The organism is Alkalilacustris brevis, assembly GCF_003350345.1.
Lineage (GTDB): Bacteria > Pseudomonadota > Alphaproteobacteria > Rhodobacterales > Rhodobacteraceae > Alkalilacustris > Alkalilacustris brevis.
In genome coordinates, this window is record NZ_QNVJ01000086.1 from 1 (window position 1) to 23,421 (window position 23,421).

A 23,421-nucleotide genomic window follows, 5' to 3' on the forward strand; every position below is an offset into this window, starting at 1 on the left:
CGCATGCCCGGGCCGCAAGCGTCCCGGGCGGCGTGAAACCGATCAAGCGCAACACGCTATAAGCGCGGGGCTTGCGCCTCTTCACCTGCGGGCCCATGACCTGACCCTTGGCCACGCTTGCGCAGGTCATCGCAACGCAAAGGCGGACCAGGGGTGCCCCGGTCCGCCTTGCTGTCTTGTGATCTCTGGCCCCGGTCGCGGGGCCTGGATCAATGCGCCGTGCGGCTGGCCGTTGCGTCGTCCTCGCGTCCGGTCAGACCGGCAGCGCGGGCGGCTTCCTCCTCGGCGTGCTCGTCCCATTCGATGGGTTCGGGCGCGCGCACCAGCGCGTGCTTGAGAACGTCGCGGACATTCCCCACCGGGATAATCTCGAGCCCCTCCTTCACATTGTCGGGGATCTCGGGCAGGTCCTTGGCGTTGTCTTCGGGGATCAGCACCGTCTTGATCCCGCCGCGCAGTGCGGCAAGCAGCTTCTCCTTCAGCCCGCCGATCTGCAGGACATTGCCGCGCAGCGTGACCTCGCCGGTCATGGCGATATCCTTGCGCACCGGGATCTGGGTGAGCACCGAAACGATCGACGTCACCATCGCCACGCCGGCGCTCGGCCCGTCCTTGGGCGTGGCCCCTTCGGGGACGTGAACGTGGATGTCGATCTTGTCGAAGCGCGGCGGCTTCACGCCGATATCGGGCGCGATTGAGCGCACGAAGGATGAGGCCGCGTCGATCGATTCCTTCATCACGTCGCCCAGCTTGCCGGTGGTTTTCATCCGGCCCTTGCCGGGCAGGCGCAACGCCTCGATCGACAGCAGTTCGCCGCCGACGCTGGTCCAGGCCAGCCCAGTGACAACACCGATCTGATCCTCTTTTTCGGCCAGCCCGTATTTGTGGCGCGGCACGCCCAGGTAATCGGCCAGGTTCTCTGGTGTGATCTCGACCCGGCTGGCCTTCTTGCGGATGATCTCGGTCACCGCCTTGCGCGCGAGCTTGGCGATCTCGCGCTCGAGGTTCCGCACGCCGGCCTCGCGGGTATAGGTGCGGATCACCTCTTTCAGCGCCGCATCGGTGAGCGCGAACTCATCCTTCTTGAGGCCGTGGTTCTTGACCTGCTTGGAGATAAGATGGCGCTTGGCGATCTCGGCCTTTTCATCTTCGGTGTAGCCCGAAAGCGGGATGATCTCCATCCGGTCCAAGAGCGGCGAAGGCATGTTGTAGCTGTTCGCTGTGGTCAGGAACATCACGTTCGACAGGTCGTATTCGACCTCCAGGTAATGGTCGGTGAAGGTGGCGTTCTGCTCGGGGTCGAGCACCTCGAGCATCGCGCTGGCCGGGTCGCCGCGGAAATCCTGCCCCATCTTGTCGATTTCATCGAGCAGGATCAGCGGGTTGGTGGTTTTCGCCTTCTTCATCGCCTGGATGATCTTGCCAGGCATGGAGCCGATATAGGTGCGCCGGTGGCCTCTGATCTCGCTCTCGTCGCGCACGCCGCCCAGGGAAATGCGGATGAACTCGCGCCCCGTGGCGCGGGCAACCGACCGCCCCAGCGAGGTCTTGCCCACGCCCGGCGGGCCGACAAGGCACAGGATCGGGCCACGCAGTTTCGAACTGCGCGCCTGCACCGCCAGGTATTCGACGATGCGTTCCTTGACCTTCTCAAGGCTGTAATGGTCGTCGTCCAGAACCTTCTCGGCGCGGTCGAGATCCTTCTTGACGCGGCTCTTCTTGCCCCACGGGATCGACAGCATCCAGTCGAGATAGTTGCGCACAACCGTCGCCTCGGCCGACATGGGTGACATGTTCTTGAGCTTTTTCAGCTCGGCCTCGGCCTTTTCGCGGGCCTCCTTCGACAGTTTGGTGGCCTTGATCTTCTCTTCCAGTTCGGCGACTTCGTTCTGGCCGTCCTCGCCGTCGCCCAACTCCTTCTGAATGGCCTTCATTTGCTCATTCAGGTAATACTCGCGCTGGGTGCGTTCCATCTGACTTTTCACGCGGGTCTTGATCTTGCGTTCGACCTGCAGGACCGACATTTCGCCCTGCATCAGGCCATAGATCTTCTCAAGCCGCTCGGTCACGTTGAGGGTTTCGAGAATCTCCTGTTTCTGCTCGACCTCCACACCCAGATGGCCGGCGACCAGATCGGCCAGCTTGGCCGCATCGCGGGCTTCGGCCACGGCGGCGAGGGCCTCTTCGGGGATATTCTTGCGGATCTTGGCGTAGCGCTCGAACTCCTCGGCCACGGAACGCAGCAGCGCGGCGGTGGTGGCCTCGTCGCCCGGCATTTCGGTCAGCGGCTCGGCCCGCGCCTCGAAATACGAGTCGTTGGGCAGGAACTCGGTGATGCGCACGCGGCTCTGGCCCTCGACCAGCACCTTGACGGTGCCGTCGGGAAGCTTGAGCAGCTGCAGGACATTGGCCAGCACCCCGGCCTTGTAGATGCCCGCTTCCGTGGGGTCGTCCTCGGCGGCGTCGATCTGACTGGAGAGGAGGATCTGCCGGTCTTCCTGCATGACCTCTTCCAGCGCGCGCACCGATTTCTCGCGGCCCACGAACAGCGGCACGATCATGTGGGGGAAAACCACGATGTCGCGCAGGGGCAGGACCGGATAGCTGTTGCTCGATTCCATGTTTTCGTCGCTTCCTCAAGTTCTGGGCGATGGCTGCCGGCCCCATGTGCGGCGACCGCGGCCATCCCCGTTCCAGACCCATATTTGGGGCGGTGGGGCGGGGCTTTCAACCAAAGTTCACTTTCCCACGCAAGAATGATGACCGTAGAGGCCGGGTGCAAGTAGATCGGGCACGCTGCGGCGCAGGCCAAAGCAGGCCGAGCGGCGCGCGCAGAAGGTGGCCTGACGCTGCATCCTGCCGCGCCCGCCCCCCGGATGGCGGGGCATCAGAACCCTTCGCCCGCGCCCTGCTGCCAGGGTTTGACCAGGTTGCCGAAGCGGGTGAACTTCCCCTCGAAACTCAGATCGACGGTGCCGATAGGGCCGTGACGCTGCTTGCCGATGATGACCTCGGCCTTGCCGAGCAGCCGCTCCATCCGCGCCTGCCAGTCGGCCATCGCGTCAAGCTTGTCATCCGAGGGTTTTTCGCGCTCGGCGTAATATTCCTCGCGGAAGACGAACATCACCACATCGGCGTCCTGTTCGATCGAGCCGGATTCGCGCAGGTCGGAAAGCTGCGGGCGCTTGTCCTCGCGCGATTCGACCTGCCGCGACAGCTGCGAAAGCGCGATCACGGGGATGTTCAGCTCCTTGGCGATGGCCTTCAGCCCCTGGGTGATTTCCGAAACCTCGTTGACGCGGTTGTCCTTGGCCGAGGCGGCGCGCAAAAGCTGCAGATAGTCCACGAACAGCACATCCAACCCGTGGGTGCGCTTGAGCCGCCGCGCCCGCGCGGCCACTTGGCTGATCGGCAGCGCCGGCGTGTCGTCGATGTAAAGCGGGCAGGTCTCCAGCGCCTTGGCTGCCTCGACAAAGCGGCGGAATTCGGCCTCGGTCATGTCGCCGCGGCGGATCTGTTCGCTGGGGACTTCGGCGGCCTCTGAGAGGATCCGCGCCGCCAGCTGTTCGGCCGACATCTCGAGGCTGAAGAACCCCACCGCGCCGCCCTGGACGGCCCCCTCGGTGCCGTCGGGCCGGGTGCCGCGCTGGTAGGCCTTGGCGATGTTGAAGGCGATGTTGGTGGCCAGCGATGTCTTGCCCATCGACGGGCGCCCGGCCAGGATCAGCAGGTCCGACGGGTGCAGCCCGCCGAGCTTGCGGTCGAGGTCTTCAAGCCCGGTCGCTATGCCTGCAAGACCGCCTTCGCGCTGATAGGCGGCCGCGGCGACCCTGACTGCATCGGTCGCGGCCTTGAGGAAGGACTGGAAGCCGCGCGCCGCGTGGCCCTGCTCGCCCAGCTTGTAAAGCTTCTGCTCGGCCTCGACGATCTGCTCGGACGGCTCGTTCTCGACGGTGATCTCCGAGGCGCGGGCCGAGATGTCGCGCCCAAGGGCGATCAACTCGCGCCGCACGGCGAAATCGCGGATCATCTGGGCATAGTCGCGCGCGGCATAGGCCGAGATCGCCGCGCCGGCCAGCCGCACCAGATAGGCCGGCCCGCCCAGGGCCTCCAGCCCCTCGTCATCCTCCAGAAACGCCTTGAGCGTCACGGGCGAGGCGAGCGCGTTCTTCTGGATGCGCGCGGCGGCAATCTCGAAGATGCGCGCGTGCAGCGGCTCAAAGAAGTGCCCGGCCGACACGACCGAGGCGATGCGGTCATAGACATCGTTGTTGGTCAGGATCGCGCCGAGAAGCTGTTGCTCGGCCTCGATGCTGTGGGGAAGGCTTTCGCCCTCGGATGAGTCCTCTCCCGGACGGATCGTCGCGATCTCGTTCACTGCTACCCGGTCCCTCTGCCTTGTTGCCTCAAGATATGCCGGATTCGGCGGTCTGGCGCAAACTGTATAATCCTGGGGATCAACTGTGGACAACGCAGGGCGTAGCCCTATCTTGAGGCAGGCAGGCGCCTTACGTCAATATCTGGTGTTTTCAGGGATGAAATTCTGAAATTCAGGGTTGTGGCCCGCCGCCGGTCTGACGCCGGACCGGCAGCAGACGGAAGGCGCGCTCAGGCCGACCAGTCGTGCGGTGACTTCAGAAAACGCTCCACCCCGGACAGCGTGGCCTCGTCGAAATCACCGCCCGCACGGGCCTCGGCCAGCACATCCCACCAGGTGCAGAGATGGTGCAGCCGCACGCCGGCCTCGGCCAGGCGCGGCTCGGTTTCGGGAAAGATGTCGTAATAGAAGATCACCGCGGTGTGGCCGCATTCGGCGCCGGTTTCGCGAATCGCCTCGACGAAGCTGATCTTGGAGCCGCCGTCGGTGGTCAGATCCTCGACCAGCAGCACCCGCTGGCCCGGCGTCATCTCGCCCTCGATACGGGCGTTGCGGCCGTGGCCCTTGGCCTTCTTGCGCACATAGCTCATCGGCAGCGCCATCCGTTCGGCCACCAGCGCGGCGAAGGGGATGCCCGCGGTTTCGCCGCCGGCGATATTGTCGAAGGCCTCGAACCCGGCCTGGCGCAGCACCGTGCAGGTCAGGAAATCCATCAGTGTCGAACGGATGCGCGGATAGGAGATCAGCTTGCGGCAATCGATATAGGTGGGGGCGCGGAACCCCGACGAGAACACGAATGGCTCGGTGGCGTTGAAATGCACGGCCTTGATGTCGAGCAGCATCCGGGCGGTCAGCCGGGCCATGGTGTCGCGGTCGGGATAGGTGGCGGGAATCATGCGGGCCTCATGCGGCTGAAAGGGGCGTCGGACAGATGGCGGGGCAGGGTGCGGCCCCCGCCGGTGCCGCTGCCTCCGGCGGGGATATTTTTTTCACAGTGAAGGGGCAGGGCGCGCTCATGCCTCGATTGCCCAGTGCAGGGCAAAGCCGGGGTCGAAGACAGTGACCGGCCCGGCGCCGGTATTGATGCGCGCGGGGTAGGTGACGGGTTCGGCCTGGCGGCGCAAGGTGATGCGGGCTTCGTTGGGGGGCAGGCGGTAGAAGGCCGGGCCGTTAAGCGAGGTGAAGCCTTCGAGCAGGTCGAGCGCGCCTTCCTCCTCGAACACATGGGCGAGGATGGAAAGCGTGTTGGTCGCGGTGAAGCAGCCCGCGCAGCCGCAGGCGCTTTCCTTGGCCGGGTCGGGGTGCGGCGCGCTGTCGGTGCCCAGGAAGAAGCGCGCATCGCCCGAGGTGGCGGCGGCGCGCAGGGCCAGGCGGTGGCTTTCGCGCTTGGCCACGGGCAGGCAGTAGTAATGCGGCCGGATGCCGCCGGCGAGGATGTGGTTGCGGTTGATCACCAGGTGATGGGTGGTGATCGTGGCGGCAAGGTCGCTGCTGCTGGCCCGCACATAGGCGGTGGCGTCGGCGGTGGTGACGTGTTCCATCACCACCCGCAGGCCGGGCGTGGCGCGGCGCAGCGGGTCGAGCACCCGGTCGATGAACACCGCCTCGCGGTCGAAGATGTCGATCCCGGGATCGGTGACCTCGCCATGGACGCAAAGCGGCACGCCGGCTTCGGCCATCGCCTCGAGCACGCCGCGCACGCGGTCGAAATCACGCACGCCCGAGGCCGAATTGGTGGTGGCGCCCGCCGGGTAGAGCTTGACCGCCGCGATCAGTCCGTCGCGATGCGCGGCGATGACATCGGCGGCTTCGGTGGCCTCGGTCAGGTAGAGCGTCATCAGCGGTGTGAAATCCGCCCCCTCGGGCAGCGCGGCCAGGATCCGGTCGCGATAGGCGCGGGCCTCGGCGCCGGTGACCACGGGCGGCACCAGATTGGGCATGATGATGGCGCGGGCGAAATGGCGCGCGGATTCGGGCGCGATGCCGCGCAGCATGTCGCCGTCGCGCAGGTGCAGGTGCCAGTCATCGGGACGGCGCAGGGTGATCGTGTCGCTCATGCCTGTCGCATAAACAATCGCACGCGCCTGCGCAATCGGGCACGGACGCGCCGGGCGGCGCAGGCGCAGTGCTCAGCCGTGCAGGGCGTTTTCGGCCTTGTCCCGGGCGCGCCGCAGCCGTGGGTGCTTCTTGTGCTGCAAGGCCCAGCGGGCCAGCAGCGCGGTCAGCCCGTGACGTTCGCGCGCTTCCAGCCGCGAGAGCAGCCGCAAGAGGTAAGGCAGATAATCGCGCCGCGCGCGGAAGAGCCGGTGGAACAGGGCCGCGTCGAGCCGCCCTTCGCCCGCCGCGATCAGCAGCTCGGGCAGGATATTCATGCGCAGCAGGTCCTGTTCGAGCCGCCCGCCCAAATGGCGGCAGCGCAGCCGGGTCACATGCGGGCGGGCAAAGAGGGCCGCGTGCATGGCATCGAGCCCGCGCTCGGGGTCGTAAAGAACGAAAACCTGCGCCGCGCCGTCGATCATGTCGGGGGCGAAGCCGTAGCGCGAAGTGAAGTCGAGCCGCCGGTGGCGGGCAAAGCGGTTGTCCCATTCGGCGATGCGCGGGTCCAGCGTGGCCCTTGGATGCAGCGTGACCACCGTGGCGCCGGGGGCAGCCACCGAGAAGGCCGCCGCCGCATAGCCGCACATTCCTTCGCCGTAGAACACGACGCGATCGAAATCCTCGAAAAAGGCGTCATCGACCAGCCGGTCGAAATAGCCCCAGACCGCCGGGTCGCGATACCAGCTGTCGTGAAAGGCGACTAGGCACAGATGCGACCAGCCCTTGCCGCGCGCCAGTCCCAGCCCCTGCGGCATCTGCCCCGGCTGGCCCGTGCGAATCGCCTCGGCTGTCTCGAAGGTGACCAGAAGGGTGGTTTGGCTGTCGTCGCTGAAAAAGGCGGCGTGGTCCTTGCCCAGACGCTGAAAATAACCCAGCTCCTCGCCGATCTCGTCGATACGGGCGAGCCATTCGTCGAAATCCGTGGCGCCGGTGGCGTCAAGGAAGCTCGTGTCTTGCTGCATTGCGGGCCTTTCCTGCGTCCGGTCTTGTGATTGCGCCTGCTGCGATACTAGCAGAAATCATCAGATCAGAGTGACCGATTTGGGCGCGTAATGCGGCAGTAAAGCGGAGATTGGCGCGGGGCGCCGCAACAGTGCTGCGCGATTGTTGATGCGCGCGCGCCAATGCCAATGCCTTGCACGGGCCGGGGATGGCGTGGCAACAGGCGGCTCTGGATGAAGTCCGATGTCGACGGGGGACGCATGGTGGCAAATACGGTGGCGGACTGGGTGGCGCTCGATCTGGCCGAGGGTGCAGGCGGCGGAGCGCGCGCCTGGGTGATCGACGCGCAGGGGCAAGTGGCCGCCGAGGGCCGGTTGCCGCGGGCCGGGAACGGTGCGGCCGCGCCGGGCGGCTGGGAGGCCGGGCTGCGTGCCTGGCTGGAAGGTTGCGGCGTTGCGGGGGCACCCGACGTGCCGGTGCTGGCCGCCGGCGCGCACGGGCTGGCCGCGCCGCGCGGAATCCCTTGCCCGCCGCTGCCGGAGCGGCTGTTGCCCGCCAGCGGGGGGCAGGCGGATGGCAAGCGGCTGTTCCCGGTGCCGGGGCTTTTGCAGGCCAGCCCGCCCGACCTGGTGCATGGGGCGGCTGCGCGCATCGCCGGCTGGCTGGCGCAGGCGCCTGCATTCGACGGCGTGATCTTGTGCCTGCAGGCCGGGGGCAGCACCTGGGCGCATGTCAGCGCGGGCGAGGTGGTGAGTTTCCAGAGTTTTCTGAGCGGCGAGATATTTGCCGCACTGGCCCCGGCGGGCGTGGATCAGGGCAACCTGCCCGAAGATCCGGAATTCACCGAGGCGCTGGCCGGTGCGCAGGCCCGGCCCGAACGGCTGGCGGCGCATCTGGCGGGCGCGCGCGCGGCGCTGGAGGCCGGGCAGATCAGCCCCGAGGCCGTGCGGGCGCGGCTGGCGGCGGCCCTGATCGGGGCGGAACTGGCCGCCGCGCGGCCCTACTGGCTGGGCCGTGATCTGGCGCTGATCGGTGCGGGGCCCCTGGCCGGGGCCTATGAGGCCGCGCTCAAGGCGCAAGGCATCACCCCCGCCCGGATGGAGGAGGGCACCGCCGTGCTTGCCGGGCTGGCCGTGGCGCGCGGCCGGTTGCGCCCGCGCTGAGGAGCGGCCGGCGCTTGTGCGACCGCGGCCGCTGCCCCATTGCCCCCGGCGCCGCCGCATGGTGTAATCCGCGCGACACAAGAAGCAACCGAGCAGTGCCATGTCCGCCGACGATCTCCTTTCCGGCGATACCGCCGCGAACAGCTATGACGCCTCCGATATCGAAGTGCTCGAGGGGCTGGAGCCCGTGCGCAAGCGCCCCGGCATGTATATCGGCGGCACCGACGAGCGCGCGCTGCACCACCTGGTGGCCGAGGTGCTGGACAATTCGATGGACGAGGCCGTCGCCGGCCATGCCAGCCGCATCGAAGTGGAGTTGCACGCCGATTACAGTGTGACCATCCGCGACAATGGCCGGGGCATCCCGGTCGATCCGCACCCTAAGTTTCCGGGCAAGTCGGCGCTCGAGGTGATCCTGTGCACGCTGCATGCGGGGGGCAAGTTCTCGGGCGATGCCTATTCGACCTCGGGCGGGTTGCACGGTGTGGGGGCGAGCGTGGTCAACGCGTTGTCGGACCACATGCGCGTCGAGGTCGCGCGCAACCGCGAGCTTTTTGTGCAGGAGTTCTCGCGCGGGGTTCCGCAAGGCCCGCTCGAAAAGATTGGCGCGGCCCCCAACCGGCGCGGCACCACTGTGACGTTCCATGCCGATGCGCAGATTTTCGGCGCGCACCGGTTCCGCCCCGCGCGGCTGTTTCGCATGGCGCGCTCCAAGGCCTATCTGTTCTCGGGGGTCGAGATCCGCTGGAAATCGGCGATCGAGGAGGGCGACACACCGATGGAGGCCACCTTCCGCTTTCCCGGCGGGCTGGCCGATTACCTTAACGAGCAACTGGCCGGGGTGAGCAGCTATTCCGAACGCCCCTTCGCCGGCAAGGTCAGCTTCGAGGAGAAGTTCAACCGCCCCGGCAGCGTCGAATGGGCGATCAACTGGACGCCGGCGCGCGACGGGTTCGTGCAAAGCTATTGCAACACCGTGCCCACGCCCGAGGGCGGCACGCATGAGCAGGGCTTCTGGGCCGCGATCCTGAAAGGCATCCGCGCCTATGGCGAGCTTGCGAACAACCGCAAGGCCGCGCAGATCACCCGCGAGGATCTGGGCGCGGGTGGCTGCGCGCTGGTGTCATGCTTCATCCGCGATCCGGAATTCGTGGGCCAGACCAAGGACCGGCTGGCCACCGCCGAGGCCGCGAAACTGGTCGAGGGCGCAGTGCGCGACCATTTCGACAACTGGCTGGCCTCGGACCCGAAATCGGCGGGCGCGATCCTCGATTACCTGGTGCTGCGCGCCGAGGAACGCCTACGCCGCCGCGCCGAAAAGGAAACCAGCCGCAAATCGGCCACCAAGAAGCTGCGCCTGCCCGGCAAGCTGGTCGATTGCACCGCCACCAACCGCCAGGGCACCGAGCTGTTCATCGTGGAAGGCGACAGTGCCGGCGGCAGTGCCAAGATGGGGCGCGACCGCAAGACTCAGGCGCTGCTGCCGCTGCGCGGCAAGATCCTCAACGTGCTGGGGGCGGCCAGCGCCAAGATGGGCCAGAACGCCGAGATCAACGATCTGTGCCAGGCGCTGGGCGTGGGGCTGGGGAGCAAGTTCCGCCTGGACGATCTGCGCTATGACCGCATCATCATCATGACCGACGCCGATGTGGACGGCGCGCATATCGCGGCACTGCTGATGACGTTCTTCTTCACGCAGATGCGGCCGATGATCGACGCGGGGCATCTGTATCTGGCCTGTCCGCCGCTTTACCGCCTGACGCAAGGCGCCAAACGGGTCTACGCGCTGGACGATGCGGAGAAGGAGCGCCTGATCGCCGAGGGGCTGGGCGGCAAGGGCAAGATCGACGTGAGCCGCTTCAAGGGCCTGGGCGAGATGGACGCCAAGGACCTGAAGGAAACCACCATGAACCCCGAAACCCGCCGCCTGATCCGGGTGAGCGTGGACGACGACTTCCCCGGCGAAACCGGCGACCTGGTGGAGCGGCTGATGGGCAAGAAGCCCGAGCTGCGGTTTCAGTATATCCAGGAGAACGCGCGGTTCGTGGAGGAGCTGGATGTGTGAGGGGGGTGGCGTATATTATTGATAATTCAATAGAAATTGTTCTGGCCCTCTTTGCGGGGATAGGTTTGTTTTTCACTTATCGCGCCTGGAGGCAAAGGCAAGATGATCTGCATGAGAAGTATTTCGAGAGGCGTTATAACCTATTCATGGAGATTGAAAACGCGATCGAGAATGGCGTGAATCGCCCGGAACAGATGGAGAATTGGTGGCATCCGCTGATGAACTCATTGTGGCGCGCGGAGTTCCTGTTTGGTCAGGCGGTGCGTCAAAGGCTGCAAGAGGTTTTCGACTTGTTGAATGAGTATCATGATGCACGCGAAATTTCAGACTCGGATGAGCGCGTAAAGAAGTGCAAGCAAATAAGGGCGGACCTGATAAGCAGACATGCTTTGTTGCGCGAGGAAATGGCAACGCATATTTCTGTTTTGAAATAAGCTGATATTGAAACCTTTTGCCGTCCCGCCCGGCGGCACCGCCGGGCAGCGCCCGACCGCCCCCCCGGGCGGGCGCTTCGCTTCCGCCCGCGGTCGGGCACTGCCCTCGGTGAATGATGCTCGGGGGTCGCGCGGGCGTGCATCTTGGCCCCCGCTCACCCCGCCTGCCGCGCCGCAGCCCCGCGATAGCCCAGCAGCCCCGACAACTCCCGCGCGGCCGCTTGCAGCCGGTGCAGCCGCTCGGCCAGCACTGCCTCGTCGGCCAGCCGCCAGACCGGCCCCGATATGCCCATCGAGGCCACGCAGCGCCCGGCGAAATCATGCACCGGCACCGCGATGCAGCGCACCTCCGGGTCCAGCTCGCAGCGGTCATGGGCCACGCCGCTACGGCGCACCTCGTCAAGCTCGGTGCGCAGACGGGCGGGGTCGGTGATGGTGTTCTCGGTCAGCGCGGGCATCTCCAGTTCCCCCAGCAGGCGCTCCAGGTCGGCCGGGGGCAGGGCGGCGGCCACCACCTTGCCGATCGCCGTGGCGTGCAGCGGCCGGCGTACGCCGGCACGTTCCGACATCTGCAGCATCCCGCTGGCGGCGGTGCGGGCGATCAGCGTCACGCTGCGCTCGCTGCGCACGGCCAGATGCGCGGCCTCGCCAGTCTCCGCGCTCAGCCGCTCCAGCACGGGCATCCCCAGCGTCAGCAGCGCGCTTTCGTCCAGCGCACCGGCAGCCAGCGTGAACAGCCGGCTGCCGATGCGATAGCGTTTGCTCTCGCCGTCCTGCACCAGAAAGCCCAGCCCCACCAGCGTGCGGATCAGGTGAAAGGCGGTGCTGGTGTGCAGCCCCACCTGCGCGCTGATCTCGACCAGCCCGATCCCGTCAGGCGCCCCGGCCACCGCATCGAGCAGCGCCGCCGCACGTTCGAGCGATTGCACGCCGCCGCGCGGGGCGGGTTTGTCGGGCATGGCTTCGGCAGGGGGCTTGCGCGGGGGCATGGGCGATCAATCGTCGCTGATAGGGGCGGTGGCGACGATGAAGACCAGCGGCTCGCTGCCGGTGTTCTGGAGCGTGTGCACCGTGCCGGGCGCGAGGAAGATCACGTCATGCTTGCGCACGACCTGCGCCACGCCGTCAAGCTCCATGATGCCCTCGCCTTCGAGCACGTGATAGACCTGCTCCTGCACCTTGTGCGCGTGCGGTTTCACATAGGCCATCGGCGCGTAGCTGGAAATCCGGTAATCGAGTTGCCTGGTTCCGAGGGTATCGGGATGCACCAGCGCCTTGGAAAGCGCGCCGCCATGGTGGTTGGGAAACTCCTGCCAGGGAGTTTCGGCGATGTTCTTGATGCAGGATTTGGGTTCTTGAGCCATCTTGGTCTCCTCTCTCGGTTGGGAATGCCGGGCGGCGGGCCTCCTCGTGCCGCCCGGTGGGGTTTCATGCGCCGCTCAGGGCCGCCAGGGGCCGCCAAAGACGGGTTCCTTGGGCGGCACCGGCGGGATCTCCCACGCGCCGGTGGCGGGCGGGCGGATATCGGCATCCACATGCACGTCGATCAGCGCGGGCCTGTTCGAGGCCACCGCCTCGGCCAGCACGCCGGCGAAATCCTGGCTGCGGGTGACGGTATGGCCCGCCACGCCCGCCGCCCGCGCCCATGCGGCGAAATCGGGGTTGTAGGGGGTCTGGTTCGGCCCCTCATAGAACGCCGTGCCATATTCGCGCCCGCCGAAATAGGCGTATTGCAGATCGCGGATCGCACCCCAGGCAAAGTTGTTCCACACCACCCACACAACGGGGATGTTGTATTCGACGGCGGTACACAGCACATGCGGCACCATGGTAAAGCCGCCATCGCCGCAGATCGACACGCAGACCTTGTCGGGCGCGGCCAGTTTGGCGCCAAGGATCGCGCTGGGGCCGAAGCCCATGCCCGAATAGCCCCAGGTGTTGAGCATCGACCGCGGGCGCCTTGCCTCCCAGAACTGCATGAACCAGTTGTGGTGGATGCCGGAGTCGAGCGAGATGATCGCATCGTCGGGCAGCACCTTGCGGCAATCGGCCACGATGCGCTCGGGACGGATCGGGGTGCTGTGCGTCTCGAAGCCGGGCTGGACGAAATCGAGCCACTCCTTGCGCCAGCCCGCGATCTGGGTTTGCCAGCCTTTCAGCCGCCCGGCATCGCCGCCACCGCGGCGGTCGATCTCGGCCAGAAGCTGCTGCAGGAAGGCCTTGGCATCGGCCAGGATCGCCAGATCGGGCGGATAGTTGCGGCCCAGCTCGCTGTGGTCGACATCGACATGCACCAGTTTCGTATGCGGGAAGTTCCACGAATACCCCGGCTTCCAGGACGAGGCCGAGCGGTCATCGAACCGCGCGCCGATAGCCAGCACCAGATCGGCATGGCGGCCGGCCTGATTGGCCTGATAGGCGCCGTTACGCCCGATGAAGCCCAGCGAGAGCGGGTCGCTCATGTCGATGCAGCCCATCCCGTTGGGCGAGCTGATCACCGGCACGCCCAGCTTGTGCGCCAGCGCGGTGAGTTCCTCGCCAGCCTCCGACAGCGTCACGCCATGGCCGATGAAGATCACCGGGCGTTCGGCGTCGGCAAGCCAGTCGGCCACCTTGTTCACGTCGTCTAGGCTGGCGCCGCTGCGGCGCTTGTTGAAGCCGTCCCATGCCGGTTCTTCCTGCACATCCGCGCTTTCCTGGAAAAGGTTGTAGGGGATGTCCAGGTTGACCGGACCGGCGCGGCCCGTGGTCATCGTGGTGGCTGCCTGACGCAGCGCCAGCGGCAGCATCTCGACCCGCGTGGGCTGGAAGCTGCGCTTGACCACCGGCTTGATGACATTGTTGAAATCGGCCTGATGGTGCTGGTTCAGCTCCTGAAACGGGCCGCGGTTGAACTGCGAGGTGGGCACATTGGCGGTGATCGAGAACACCGCCGATGAATCGGTCTGTGCCACGGCCAGCGCCATGATCTGGTTGGCTGATCCGGGGCCGGTCGATGTCATGGTCGCCGCGGGCTGGTGCGAGACGCGGAAGAACCCGTCGGCCATGTGCACGGCTGTCTGTTCATGCCGGGGCGAGACGAGTTTCACGTCGTCGCGCACCTCGTAGAGGCAGTCGATCAGACCGACATTGCCATGCCCGCAGATGCCGAAGACATAGGGGATTTTCTCCCGCACGAGGAAATCGGCGATGATCTCGCCGCCTTTGCGTTCTGCCATTATCCTTGATCCTGTGAGGTTGTTTCACGGTTTGGGTTCGAGGGTTCGCCGCCTGTGGCGGGGCGTTCGCTGGCGGCGGCATGTTGCGCGGCAGCCCAGGCGAAGGCCATCGCCTGCCCGATCTGCCCGCCCGCGCCGGGGTATTCGCCGCCAAAGGCCGATTGCATGTCGTTGCCGCAGACATAAAGGCCGGGGATCGGCGCGCCGCCTGCATCCAGCGCGCGCCCGCGCGTGTCAGCCATCAGGCCCCGGCTGGTGCCCAGCGGCGTGGGCCAGAGCGCGACCGCGTAATAGGGCGGCCCCGCCAGCGGGCCGAGGCAGGGGTTGGGGCCAAGCGCGGGGTCGCCATTGGCGCGCTCATAGATGGTTTCGCCACGCTTGAAATCCTCGTCACATCCGGTTTCGGCGAAATCGTTGAACCGCGCGACCGTGGCGGCCAGCGCATCGGCAGGCAGGCCCAACTGTGCGGCCAGGTCATCGAGGCTCTGGGCCTCGGCCAGGTAGCCGTTGCGGACATAGCGCCGCAGGCTCGGGGTGCGCGGCCGGATCAGCCCCAGCCCGTAGCGGCGGATGAAGTCGCGCCCGCATATCATGAAGGCGGGCACATGCGGGCCGCCCTTGGCGAAATACATGCCGCGCACGAACTCATGGTAGGACACGGCCTCGTTCACGAAACGCCGGCCTTGCCGGTTCACCGCCAGCGCGCCGGGCTTGGCACGGTCAAGGATGATATGCGGGTAGACGGCGGTGCTGCCATCCGCGCGCGTCATCAGCGAGCTTGGAAACCACTGCGCATTGTCCTGCCCGTCAGGGCCGAGGGTTGCGCCCGCTTCCAGCCCCGCAATGATGCTGCTGCCATCGCAACCCGCTGCAGCGGGGCTGTGTTCCGGAGTGGGGGCGGGCAGGTGCCGCGCGCGCCATTCGGCGCTGGCCGGAAAGCCGCCGCCGGCCAGCACCACGCCGCGGCGCGCGGCCAGCGTGACCGATTGCCCGGCATGGGTGAAGCGCACGCCATGCACGCGCCCGGCGTCGCAAAGCAGCCGCGCGCCGGTGACCCCGGTCAGCACGGGCACGCCGTGGCCTTGCAGCGCGTGGAGCAGTTGCGCCACCAGCCCGTTGCCCAGCACCAGCCGCGTGCCCCGCGCATGGCGCAGTCGGTCGCGCAGGTAGCGCGCCACCAGTCGCAGCCCCAACCATGCCGCGCGCGGTGAGCGGTCGGCGCGCAGCAGTTGCGCGGCTTCGGCGCGGGTAATCATCATGCCGCCGAACAGCATCAACTCCGGCAGCGGCCAGGCGAGCCGGGCAAAATCGTCACTCAGCAGCCGCCCGTCCATTTCCAGCGGTTCCAGCGGGCGGCCCCCCGGGGCGGCGCCGGGCTGATCCTGCCGGTAATCGGGCGCGGCCATGAACGGGCGAAAGCGCAGCCCCGCGCGGTTTTCCAGATCGCGCAGCATCTGCGGAGCGAGGTCGAGAAACGCCTGCCACAGCGCCGGATCGCCCCGCTCGCCCACCAGCGCGGAAAGGTAGGTTTCGGCCCGCGCGCGGTCATCGGTGATTCCGGCGGCGCGCATGTGGTGATTGTCGGGCACCCAGACCGTGCCGGAGGAACGCGCGGTGGTGCCGCCGATCACTGGCTGCGATTCCAGCACCATGCAGCGCAGCCCGTTGATCGCGCCAGTCAGCGCTGCCGTCAGTCCGCCCGCGCCGCTGCCCAGAATCACCAAGTCTACCGAATCGGGCAGGCTGGCGGTGTCAGATGGCTGCGTGCCGGGCATGGGCGATGGTCCTCTCCCTAGGTTCATGATTCCTACAATAACAAAACGCTTTTCACAATAGCGGCAATGCCGGTCGCACCGCTCAGCGCAGGCTGATCCAGGTGCCAAGCACAAGGATCACGATGCCCGCCCCGGTGGTCAGCAAGGTGAAGCGCCCGTTCCAGGCAAAGGCCATCGTGTAGGGCGAAACCTTCAGGCGCTGCGCCGCGAGCAGCATGTTGGCGGTGAGCGGTGTGCCGCAGGTCGCGGCCGCCCAGCCCCAGGAGAGCGTCAGCGCGAGCCACAGCTTGGCTTCTTCCGGCCAGATCGCATTCAGCGTGCCGGCCAGCAGCGTCACCATCACCAGCGGGTTGAGCGCGACAACCCCGCCTGCCACGATCAGGAGCGGCACGAGACCGGCGGCAAGAACTGCCTCGCGCGGGCCAAGCCCTTGCGAAAACTGCCCTGAGTCCATTAGCGCACTGGCGGCAAGCGTGCCGATGGCCACCGCCGAGCAGATGATCACCACCTCGTTGGTGACGCTGGCGGTGACAGTGGAGGCCGCGCGCAAAAGGTTGCGCCGGTCGAGCAGGCGGCGCGCCGCCAGCGTGAGTGTCCACAGCCCGCCCATGACCAGGCTGGCGGAAAAGACCCCCTCGATCAGCCGCAGGCCGAACACGCTGACCGATGTCATCACCGCTGCGATCAGCAGCAGCACCGGCGCGATCAGCCGCAGCACGATGTGCCATTCCTCGCGCGTCAGACGCATCGGCACGGCCATGCTGGCGCGGCGGCGGCGCTCCATCAGGTAGCCGGTGAACAGAAAGGCCACCGTGGCGGCAAACCCGATGGGCGCCAGTTGCAGATAGCTGACGCCGGTGACGCCCGACAGGATCACCACCACCGACAGCGACAGCGGCGACCAGAGCGCGGTGGCCGCGAAGCCGCGCATCGCGCTCAATGCCAGGGCGCGGATGGTCTCGGGGTCTTCGGTCTTCTGGCGCAACGAAAGAAGCGTCATCACGAAAAGCATCCCGCCCATATGCAGGAAGATGCAAAGGATATGCGTGCCGATCGTCAGAAAGGCATAGCGCTGCCCCGGTGGGCGCGAGACGATCATCTGCGCGCCGCGTGCCACGTCTTCGGACGCCTCGGCCATGCGGCCCAGGTATTGCACCAGCAGCAGCAGCGAAAACAGCAGGCTGGCCTGCGCAATGCCCGCCTCCCGCGGAAACTGCCCCAGCGCCAGCAGCGCCCCGGCAATCGCCAGCGCGGTGCCCAGCAGGAAAAGCCCGCTCAGGCGGATGCGGCGGGCATTGACGGCGGCGAAGACGGTGAAGATGGCAAGCCACAGCAGCGGCGTGACCGGATGCAGGAAAATCTGGAAAAGCGCTGTGGCAATGACCAGAAAGAAGGCCGCGCCGTTGAAAACACTCTGAAACCGTTCCCAGTAATGTGCTGGGTTCATCATACGCTCCCGGCCGGGATAAAGGGCGCGGGCAGGATCGCTGTGCCCCGCCCGCGCCATGTGGCCGCCCCGTCACCGGGGCGGCCCGTTGATCAGGGCTTACCGCCCGAGCATGGCATCAGCCAGCGCCTGATAGATTTCGCGCTGCTCGAGGCGGATGCGGTCGTATTCCTCACCGGGGATGAAATCGGTGTTCTCCTCGAGCCGGGCCATCAGGCTGTGATAGGTCTGGTTTTCCTGCAGTTCCTCGAAGGCCGCGCGCAGTTTGGCCAGACGGTCCTCGGGAATGCCGGAAGGCGCCAGCAGTACCCGCTGCATCTGCGAGGCGGGGGTGGAGATGTTGTAGCCCAGTTCCCTGAGCGTCGGCACATCATCGATGATGCGCTCTTCGCTGAAGGTGGCGAGGATGCGGATCGCATCGCCCTGGCCCACCGCAATCGACATCAGCGTCGGCGTCATGTCGATATCGCCCGCCAGCAGCGCCCGCATGGCCGGGCCGCCACCCTGATGCGGCACGAGGGTGGCCTGAAAGCCCGCTTCCTGCATCAGCATCGCCCCCGGCACCATCAACGCACCCCAGTTGCCGCCATGCCCGAAGCGCAGCTGGCCGGGGTTCTCGCGCGACCATTCGATCAGCTGTTCCATGGTCTCGAATCGCGAATCCTCCCGCACGGCGATCACCGGCGCGGCATTGTTCAGCGTCGCCACGGTGACGAAGTCGCGGTTGGTGTCATAGGGCACATCCGTCACCAGCGGCTGAAGCTGGTCGATGAAGTTATGGGTGAAGAGCAGTGTGTAGCCGTCTGCCGGGGCCTCGGCCGCGGCGGCGGTGCCGATCTGTGTGCCGCCGGGCATCAGCCGGACCACCATGGCCTGGCCCAGGTGCTCGGGGATGGTCGAGGTGATGACCCGCGCGTTCAGGTCATGCGAGCCGCCCGGCCCGAACGGGATGATCATGGTGATCGGGCGGTTGGGGTAGTCATCGGCCACAGCCGCACCGGTGGCCACCATAGTGGCCATCGCGGCACCGGTCACGACCGTCTTGAGCAGTTTATTCAGCATTTTTCTCTCCTCCCTGCTGAGTGGGTTTTCTGGATGTTCGTCAATGCCCCCCGCCGGCCTGCGCGCCGGCAGGGTACCTGGCCAGCATTCGCCGGCTCTTGCGCCAGAGGGCATAGGTGATGAAGGGGGTGGCAACCACGAAGGCCGCGGCAATGGGCCGTTCGGTGAACAGGTAGCCGAACGGGTCGCCCTGCGCCATGGTCATGGACTGGCCGAAGGAATATTCCAGGATCGGCCCGAGGATGAAGCCCATCACCAGCGGCGTGACATCGAAATGCAGCTTGCGGCAGACATAGCCCAGCACACCGAACGCCACGAGGATGTAAAGGTCCATCGGGTTGGAGCGGAAGACATACGACCCCGCGAAGGCGAACACGAGCGTCAGCGGCAGCAGCAGCGAGCGCCGGATCGTCACCACCTTGGCAAAGAGCGGGATCAGCAGGAAACCCAGGATCAGGAACAGCACATTGGCCAGAAGCATCGCCAGCATGATCGCATAGACCAGCGCGCCCTGTTCCTCGAACAGTTGCGGCCCCGGCCGCAGCCCCTGCGCGATGAAGGCGCCCAGCAGGATTGCGGTGATGTTGTCGCCGGGAATGCCCAGCGTCAAGAGCGGCACCAGCGTCGGCCCGTTGGTGGCGTTGTTGGCGGTCTCGGCCGCCGCGATGCCCTCCAGTTCGCCCTTGCCGAAGGTCTCGGGGTGCGAGGAGGCGTTCTTGGCCGCCGCATATCCCACGAAGGCCGATACCACCTGGCCCGCGCCGGGCATCATGCCCACGCCGGTGCCGATCATGGTCGAGCGGCATATGGTGCGGAAACAGCGGCGGATATCGGCCAGCGTCAGGCGGCTGTTGTCCTTGATGCCGGCCTTTTCGGCGATCACGTTCTTGGCCTTCTCCTCGATGGCGAGGAAGATCTCGGGCAGGGCGAAGACGCCGATCAGCATCGGCAATAGCGGAATGCCCGCGCTGATCGCGAAGAAATCGAAGGTGAAGCGCGACATGGAGCCGAGCGGGTCCTGCCCCACCAGCGACAGCAAGAGCCCCAGCAGCAGCATCACCAGCCCCTTGGCGAAGACGCCGCGCCCGGTGACGGTGATCACCAGCAGGCTGAGAAAGATCACCGCCGCCAGTTCCGGCGCGCCGATCATCATCGCGACGATCGCGATCGGCCCGATCAGCAGGATGGTGATGACGTCGCTGGCGGTATCGCCGAAGAAGGACGAGAACAGCGCCATCTCCAGCGCCTTGCGGCCCTGTTTCTTCTTGGTCAGCGCCGGGCCGTCGAAAGTGGTGGCGACCGAGGCCCCGGTGCCCGGCATGGCCACCAGGATTGCCGGGATCGAGCCGCCATAGATGCCGCCCTTGTAGACCCCGATCAGGAACGGGATGCCCACCAGCGGGTCCATGAAGAACGACAGCGGCAACAGCACCGCCATTGCCATGATGGTGGTGAAGCCGGGCAGGGCGCCCACGAACATGCCCGCAACCAGCCCCACCGACATCATCAGCACGATGTCGAGGCGCAGGATCAGTTGCAGACCGGCAAGGAAGTTCTCGATGATCATGAATGCGCTCTCAGCCCAGCCAGGGAACGTTTGGCAGATAAACGCCGAACAGGCGCGAGAAGACCTGATAGATGATCAGCGGCGCGGCGATCGCCACGACGATCAGCATGGCAAAGTCGCGCCAGTTGAAGAACAGCCCCATCGCCAGGATCAGCAACATGCTGGACGGCACGAAGCCCAGCGGCGTCATCGCCCAGGAATAGGCCAGCATCATCGCCACGCTGGCCACGACATTGCGCACGCCCCCGGGCGCGGTGTCGCGAAATCCGTTTCGCTCGCGCAGCATCAGGCTGGCCGGGATATAGAGCAGCCCGACCAGCACGAAGCCGACAGCCACCAGATTGGGAAACAGCGCCGGGTCGAGCGCGATCATCCGCTGCCCGAAGATCAGCGGCGGCTGCTCGACCTGATGCGGGATGATCCACAGCAACGCAAGGCCGAAGGCCACCGTGAGCAGGGCTGCGACGGTGTTGAAATTGACCTGCCGCGCGGGCGGCTGGCGGGTGGGCTCGTGCATGTCGTCTCCCTCGATACCGCGGCGCGCGGGGGCTTTCGGCCTGGCCCTTCGGCTTCCGGTCCGGCCTGCCGGGGGCCGGGCTGGTCGCAACTGGCCCCCGCGCGTGGCGGCCCTCCGTGAGTGTTCGTGCCGGCTGCCTACCCCGGCGCGATAGCGGCGTCGCGCCCAGGCACGCCCCGCCACCGGCGCCCGACAGGCCGAGTCACTGGCGCCCGCCTTGAAGCTGAGTCCGAGGATAGGGATTCGGTTAAGCTTTCGGAAATACGAAATACATGGGTATGCGATAAGCTTGGCGTATACCCTTGGGGGAGGCTGTGCCGGTCTGGCCGAGATGCGGCGGGTGGGGTTGGTTGGAGACGGTGCAGTCTCGACGTTCGCCCTGTCCGGCCAAATATGGCGACATACAGGATGGGCGGGGAGTGGACCGCAGCAGGTGCGGAGGCGCGTCCGCGGCATGCGCCTGAAGCAGCCATTCGTCGTTGTGCCGGGAGTGGGAATTCCCGGGCTGCCGAGGCGCGCGAGGAGTCCATTTTAGAAGTGCCAAATGCGTGCTGCGCGCCGACCCCTGCACTTGGCCTGCTGCCGGTTTCGTGGACACGAAGATAAGATCGTGACCAAGGAATCGGAGATCGGACATGTCCACGAAACCCGCAGCAGGCCAACTACCGAAAATCACCCTCTGCTCAGCAAAAAGAAGTGCGGACGTTCAGGCCGGGTGCAGCGATGCTTCGGTAGGCGATGCCCGGTTTGCGGGGCGAAGTGGGCTTTCTGATGGGCGGGTTCGGGCGCGCACCCATTTGATTTTCCCTCCCACCAGTTGCGCCAGACCGCTTCTTCCAATAAAAATGGCCTGCTTCTAACCAAATTGACCGAGGACTGACATGCGTGTCGTTATCCTGACAGGCGATGAGCTTCGGCACCGGTATTTCCGGGCACAACTCGCGAGCGATCCGCGGATTGATGTCGCCGCCAGCATCTGTGAAGGCAATGAAAAAAGCCTTGCCGCTGTCACGGATGCAAACCCCGACGCAAGCCTGGTCGAACGCCGCCATGTCGCTGCGAGGTCTCAAGGCGAAGTCGACTTCTTTGGGCGTCAGAATCAGGACTCCGCACCAATTGTTAGAGTCCCAAAGGGTGCCATTAACGACGTGGAGATCGTGGAACAGATCAAGGCGCTCAATTGCGACTTACTGGTCTGCTACGGTTCGTCCCTAATTCGTTCGGACTTGCTTACACATTTTCAGGGCCGGTTTCTCAACGTCCATCTAGGCCTCTCCCCCTATTACCGGGGCTCCGGCTGCAATGTCTGGCCCATGGTTAACCAGGAACTGCATATGGTTGGGGCGACCTTCATGCATATCGACGAAGGCATAGATACGGGCCAAATCATCCACCAAATTCGCGCGGAGGTATTTCTCGGCGATGGGCCGCACGCTATCTGCAACCGGCTTATCGGCGCGATGACTGAGGTTTACGCGGACCTCATCGCACGCTTCGAGGCCTTAAAAACTGAAGACCAGCCCAACGCCGAGGGCCGTCTCTACCGACAGGCAGAATGGAACGAAGCGGCGGCTCTAAAGCTCTATCAAAACTTCCGAAACGGCATGGTCGAAGATCATCTCGATCGACCGGATGATAGGCATTTTTCCCCTATCGTAATGAACCGAGGCCTCCCATCAGCATGAAAGCGATAATGTATCATTACGTGCGCGAGGCCGACTCTAGCCTTCCGAATTTTCGGTACCTTCACATCGACAACTTTCGCCGGCAGCTGGACCACTTCGATGCGAACTACGGATTCGTGTCACGACAGGAATGGGCTGAGGTGCTGAAAAAACGCGATGTATCGGTGGGGCAAAACAAGGTATTGCTAACGTTTGATGACGCCATGTCGTGCCATTTTACCCATGTTTTTCCTGAGCTTCAGGACCGAGGCCTCTGGGGGATTTTCTATGTACCGGTCCAGCCCTATCTCACCGGGAAAATGCTAGATGTACATCGGGTACATTTACTTTGCGGCGCGTTTGAAGGGGACAGACTACTCACCCTCGCACGGGACCTCGTGAGCGATGATATGATACCGTTCGAGAAACGCCAGGACTTCCACCAGAAGACCTACACGACTCAGACCAACGTCAGCGGAGTGTCTGAGTTCAAGCGGCTGATCAATTACTTTTGCGAGGAACGGTTCCGCGCACAACTGCTGGATGAAATCATGGCGGAATTGGGCTCCACAGGTATCTCTTCGGATTTTTATGTCAGCGAAACCGAGCTTCTTGAGATGCAGAAAGGCGGCATGATGTTGGGCTCCCACACAGTCTCCCATCCTGTGATGAGCAAACTGGATGAGGGCGGACAGACTCGAGAACTACATTTGTCATTCGAGTTCCTCGACCGGCTCGGCGTGGTCGGGCCTCGTACCTATTGCCACCCCTATGGCGGGTTTCACAGTTTTGACGCAACCACGGTGGCGCTGCTGGATGACATTGGCGTGCAGTGGTCGTTCAATGTCGAAAGCCGCGATATTGAGAATGCAGACTTGAGCAGAGGGCGTCAGCACCTACCCCGCTATGATTGCAATGAATTCCCCCACGGCTCGGCATCGTAAGGAAAGGTGGCAACGCGAATTGCCCTGATGCGGGCGTAACCAGGAAATTTGGTCGTCACCAACGGAACCCTCGCCACTAAACCCTGCGCTTATCAGTTCGCGTACCACGAAACGAACGGTCAGTTTGAATTCGTCGTCTTTGAGCAGA

The 23,421-nt window shown here is 65.4% G+C and carries 18 protein-coding genes; 5 read left to right on the top strand and 13 right to left on the bottom strand.

Going from position 1 to position 23,421, the window contains the following annotated elements; genetic code table 11:
• Positions 1-209: 209 nt before the first annotated feature.
• The 5 genes from lon to DQ229_RS13730 form a co-directional block, all read right to left on the bottom strand.
• Positions 210-2,621, bottom strand: a complete 2,412-nt coding sequence (gene lon / locus DQ229_RS13710; protein ID WP_114966831.1) for an endopeptidase La — start codon at positions 2,619-2,621, stop codon at positions 210-212.
• Positions 2,622-2,887: 266 nt separating this feature from the next.
• The gene (locus DQ229_RS13715; protein ID WP_114966832.1) at positions 2,888-4,378 is read right to left on the bottom strand and encodes a replicative DNA helicase; all 1,491 of its coding nucleotides are present in this window, start codon (positions 4,376-4,378) and stop codon (positions 2,888-2,890) included.
• A 230-nt stretch (positions 4,379-4,608) separates the two neighbouring features.
• Positions 4,609-5,274 carry an orotate phosphoribosyltransferase gene (locus tag DQ229_RS13720; protein WP_114966833.1) on the bottom strand — a complete coding sequence of 222 codons (666 nt, stop codon included), beginning with the start codon at positions 5,272-5,274 and terminating at the stop codon, positions 4,609-4,611.
• 117 nt (positions 5,275-5,391) lie between these two features.
• Positions 5,392-6,435, bottom strand: coding sequence for a dihydroorotase (pyrC, locus tag DQ229_RS13725; protein WP_114966834.1), 1,044 nt, complete (start codon positions 6,433-6,435; stop codon positions 5,392-5,394).
• 72 nt (positions 6,436-6,507) lie between these two features.
• Positions 6,508-7,437, bottom strand: a complete 930-nt coding sequence (locus tag DQ229_RS13730; protein WP_114966835.1) for a phosphoadenosine phosphosulfate reductase — start codon at positions 7,435-7,437, stop codon at positions 6,508-6,510.
• A 213-nt stretch (positions 7,438-7,650) separates the two neighbouring features.
• On the opposite strand from DQ229_RS13730, the gene DQ229_RS13735 reads away from it, so the two are divergent.
• The 3 genes from DQ229_RS13735 to DQ229_RS13745 all read left to right on the top strand — a co-directional run bounded on the left by DQ229_RS13735 (position 7,651) and on the right by DQ229_RS13745 (position 11,079).
• Entirely contained in the window at positions 7,651-8,580 is a 930-nt protein-coding gene (locus DQ229_RS13735; RefSeq protein WP_162300879.1) for a 2-dehydro-3-deoxygalactonokinase, read from the top strand.
• 100 nt (positions 8,581-8,680) lie between these two features.
• The gene (gene parE, locus DQ229_RS13740) at positions 8,681-10,645 is read left to right on the top strand and encodes a DNA topoisomerase IV subunit B (RefSeq protein WP_114966837.1); all 1,965 of its coding nucleotides are present in this window, start codon (positions 8,681-8,683) and stop codon (positions 10,643-10,645) included.
• A gap of 146 nt (positions 10,646-10,791) precedes the next feature.
• Positions 10,792-11,079 (top strand): hypothetical protein, encoded by a 288-nt coding sequence (locus DQ229_RS13745; protein ID WP_162300880.1) that lies wholly within the window; start codon positions 10,792-10,794, stop codon positions 11,077-11,079.
• 155 nt (positions 11,080-11,234) lie between these two features.
• Here DQ229_RS13745 and DQ229_RS13750 read toward each other — a convergent pair whose 3' ends face one another.
• The 8 genes from DQ229_RS13750 to DQ229_RS16550 all read right to left on the bottom strand — a co-directional run bounded on the left by DQ229_RS13750 (position 11,235) and on the right by DQ229_RS16550 (position 20,665).
• The gene (locus DQ229_RS13750) at positions 11,235-12,038 is read right to left on the bottom strand and encodes an IclR family transcriptional regulator (RefSeq protein ID WP_162300881.1); all 804 of its coding nucleotides are present in this window, start codon (positions 12,036-12,038) and stop codon (positions 11,235-11,237) included.
• Positions 12,039-12,074: 36 nt separating this feature from the next.
• A complete protein-coding gene (locus DQ229_RS13755; RefSeq protein ID WP_114966840.1) occupies positions 12,075-12,443 on the bottom strand; it encodes a cupin domain-containing protein in 369 nt (122 codons plus the stop codon).
• Positions 12,444-12,518: 75 nt separating this feature from the next.
• Entirely contained in the window at positions 12,519-14,297 is a 1,779-nt protein-coding gene (locus DQ229_RS13760) for a thiamine pyrophosphate-binding protein (RefSeq protein ID WP_114966841.1), read from the bottom strand.
• On the bottom strand, positions 14,297-16,072 hold the full coding sequence (locus DQ229_RS13765; RefSeq protein ID WP_114966842.1) for an FAD-dependent oxidoreductase: 1,776 nt from the start codon (positions 16,070-16,072) through the stop codon (positions 14,297-14,299). Before DQ229_RS13765 ends, DQ229_RS13760 begins: the two co-directional genes overlap by 1 nt.
• Before the next feature lie 82 nt (positions 16,073-16,154).
• Positions 16,155-17,522, bottom strand: coding sequence for a hypothetical protein (locus tag DQ229_RS13770; RefSeq protein WP_114966843.1), 1,368 nt, complete (start codon positions 17,520-17,522; stop codon positions 16,155-16,157).
• A gap of 96 nt (positions 17,523-17,618) precedes the next feature.
• Positions 17,619-18,581, bottom strand: coding sequence for a Bug family tripartite tricarboxylate transporter substrate binding protein (locus DQ229_RS13775; protein ID WP_162300882.1), 963 nt, complete (start codon positions 18,579-18,581; stop codon positions 17,619-17,621).
• 40 nt (positions 18,582-18,621) lie between these two features.
• Entirely contained in the window at positions 18,622-20,148 is a 1,527-nt protein-coding gene (locus tag DQ229_RS13780; protein ID WP_114966845.1) for a tripartite tricarboxylate transporter permease, read from the bottom strand.
• Between the two features lie 10 nt (positions 20,149-20,158).
• The gene (locus tag DQ229_RS16550) at positions 20,159-20,665 is read right to left on the bottom strand and encodes a tripartite tricarboxylate transporter TctB family protein (RefSeq protein WP_162300883.1); all 507 of its coding nucleotides are present in this window, start codon (positions 20,663-20,665) and stop codon (positions 20,159-20,161) included.
• Between the two features lie 881 nt (positions 20,666-21,546).
• Between DQ229_RS16550 and DQ229_RS13790 the strand changes: the two genes are divergently transcribed.
• Positions 21,547-22,350: a formyltransferase family protein gene (locus tag DQ229_RS13790; RefSeq protein ID WP_114966847.1), complete on the top strand. Its 804-nt coding sequence runs from the start codon at positions 21,547-21,549 to the stop codon at positions 22,348-22,350.
• An 8-nt stretch (positions 22,351-22,358) separates the two neighbouring features.
• Positions 22,359-23,273, top strand: a complete 915-nt coding sequence (locus DQ229_RS13795) for a polysaccharide deacetylase family protein (protein ID WP_162300884.1) — start codon at positions 22,359-22,361, stop codon at positions 23,271-23,273.
• The last annotated feature ends 148 nt before the right edge of the window (positions 23,274-23,421 follow it).

Bases quoted from the DNA above. Each gene is read 5' to 3' on its own strand.
- lon (WP_114966831.1), bottom strand. From the start codon at position 2,621: ATGGAATCGAGCAACAGCTATCCGGTCCTGCCCCTGCGCGACATCGTG.
- DQ229_RS13720 (WP_114966833.1), bottom strand. From the start codon at position 5,274: ATGATTCCCGCCACCTATCCCGACCGCGACACCATGGCCCGGCTGACC.
- pyrC (WP_114966834.1), bottom strand. From the start codon at position 6,435: ATGAGCGACACGATCACCCTGCGCCGTCCCGATGACTGGCACCTGCAC.
- DQ229_RS13730 (WP_114966835.1), bottom strand. From the start codon at position 7,437: ATGCAGCAAGACACGAGCTTCCTTGACGCCACCGGCGCCACGGATTTC.
- DQ229_RS13735 (WP_162300879.1), top strand. From the start codon at position 7,651: ATGAAGTCCGATGTCGACGGGGGACGCATGGTGGCAAATACGGTGGCG.
- parE (WP_114966837.1), top strand. From the start codon at position 8,681: ATGTCCGCCGACGATCTCCTTTCCGGCGATACCGCCGCGAACAGCTAT.
- DQ229_RS13745 (WP_162300880.1), top strand. From the start codon at position 10,792: ATGGAGATTGAAAACGCGATCGAGAATGGCGTGAATCGCCCGGAACAG.
- DQ229_RS13750 (WP_162300881.1), bottom strand. From the start codon at position 12,038: ATGCCCGACAAACCCGCCCCGCGCGGCGGCGTGCAATCGCTCGAACGT.
- DQ229_RS13755 (WP_114966840.1), bottom strand. From the start codon at position 12,443: ATGGCTCAAGAACCCAAATCCTGCATCAAGAACATCGCCGAAACTCCC.
- DQ229_RS13760 (WP_114966841.1), bottom strand. From the start codon at position 14,297: ATGGCAGAACGCAAAGGCGGCGAGATCATCGCCGATTTCCTCGTGCGG.
- DQ229_RS13765 (WP_114966842.1), bottom strand. From the start codon at position 16,072: ATGCCCGGCACGCAGCCATCTGACACCGCCAGCCTGCCCGATTCGGTA.
- DQ229_RS13770 (WP_114966843.1), bottom strand. From the start codon at position 17,522: ATGATGAACCCAGCACATTACTGGGAACGGTTTCAGAGTGTTTTCAAC.
- DQ229_RS13775 (WP_162300882.1), bottom strand. From the start codon at position 18,581: ATGCTGAATAAACTGCTCAAGACGGTCGTGACCGGTGCCGCGATGGCC.
- DQ229_RS13780 (WP_114966845.1), bottom strand. From the start codon at position 20,148: ATGATCATCGAGAACTTCCTTGCCGGTCTGCAACTGATCCTGCGCCTC.
- DQ229_RS16550 (WP_162300883.1), bottom strand. From the start codon at position 20,665: ATGCACGAGCCCACCCGCCAGCCGCCCGCGCGGCAGGTCAATTTCAAC.
- DQ229_RS13790 (WP_114966847.1), top strand. From the start codon at position 21,547: ATGCGTGTCGTTATCCTGACAGGCGATGAGCTTCGGCACCGGTATTTC.
- DQ229_RS13795 (WP_162300884.1), top strand. From the start codon at position 22,359: ATGTATCATTACGTGCGCGAGGCCGACTCTAGCCTTCCGAATTTTCGG.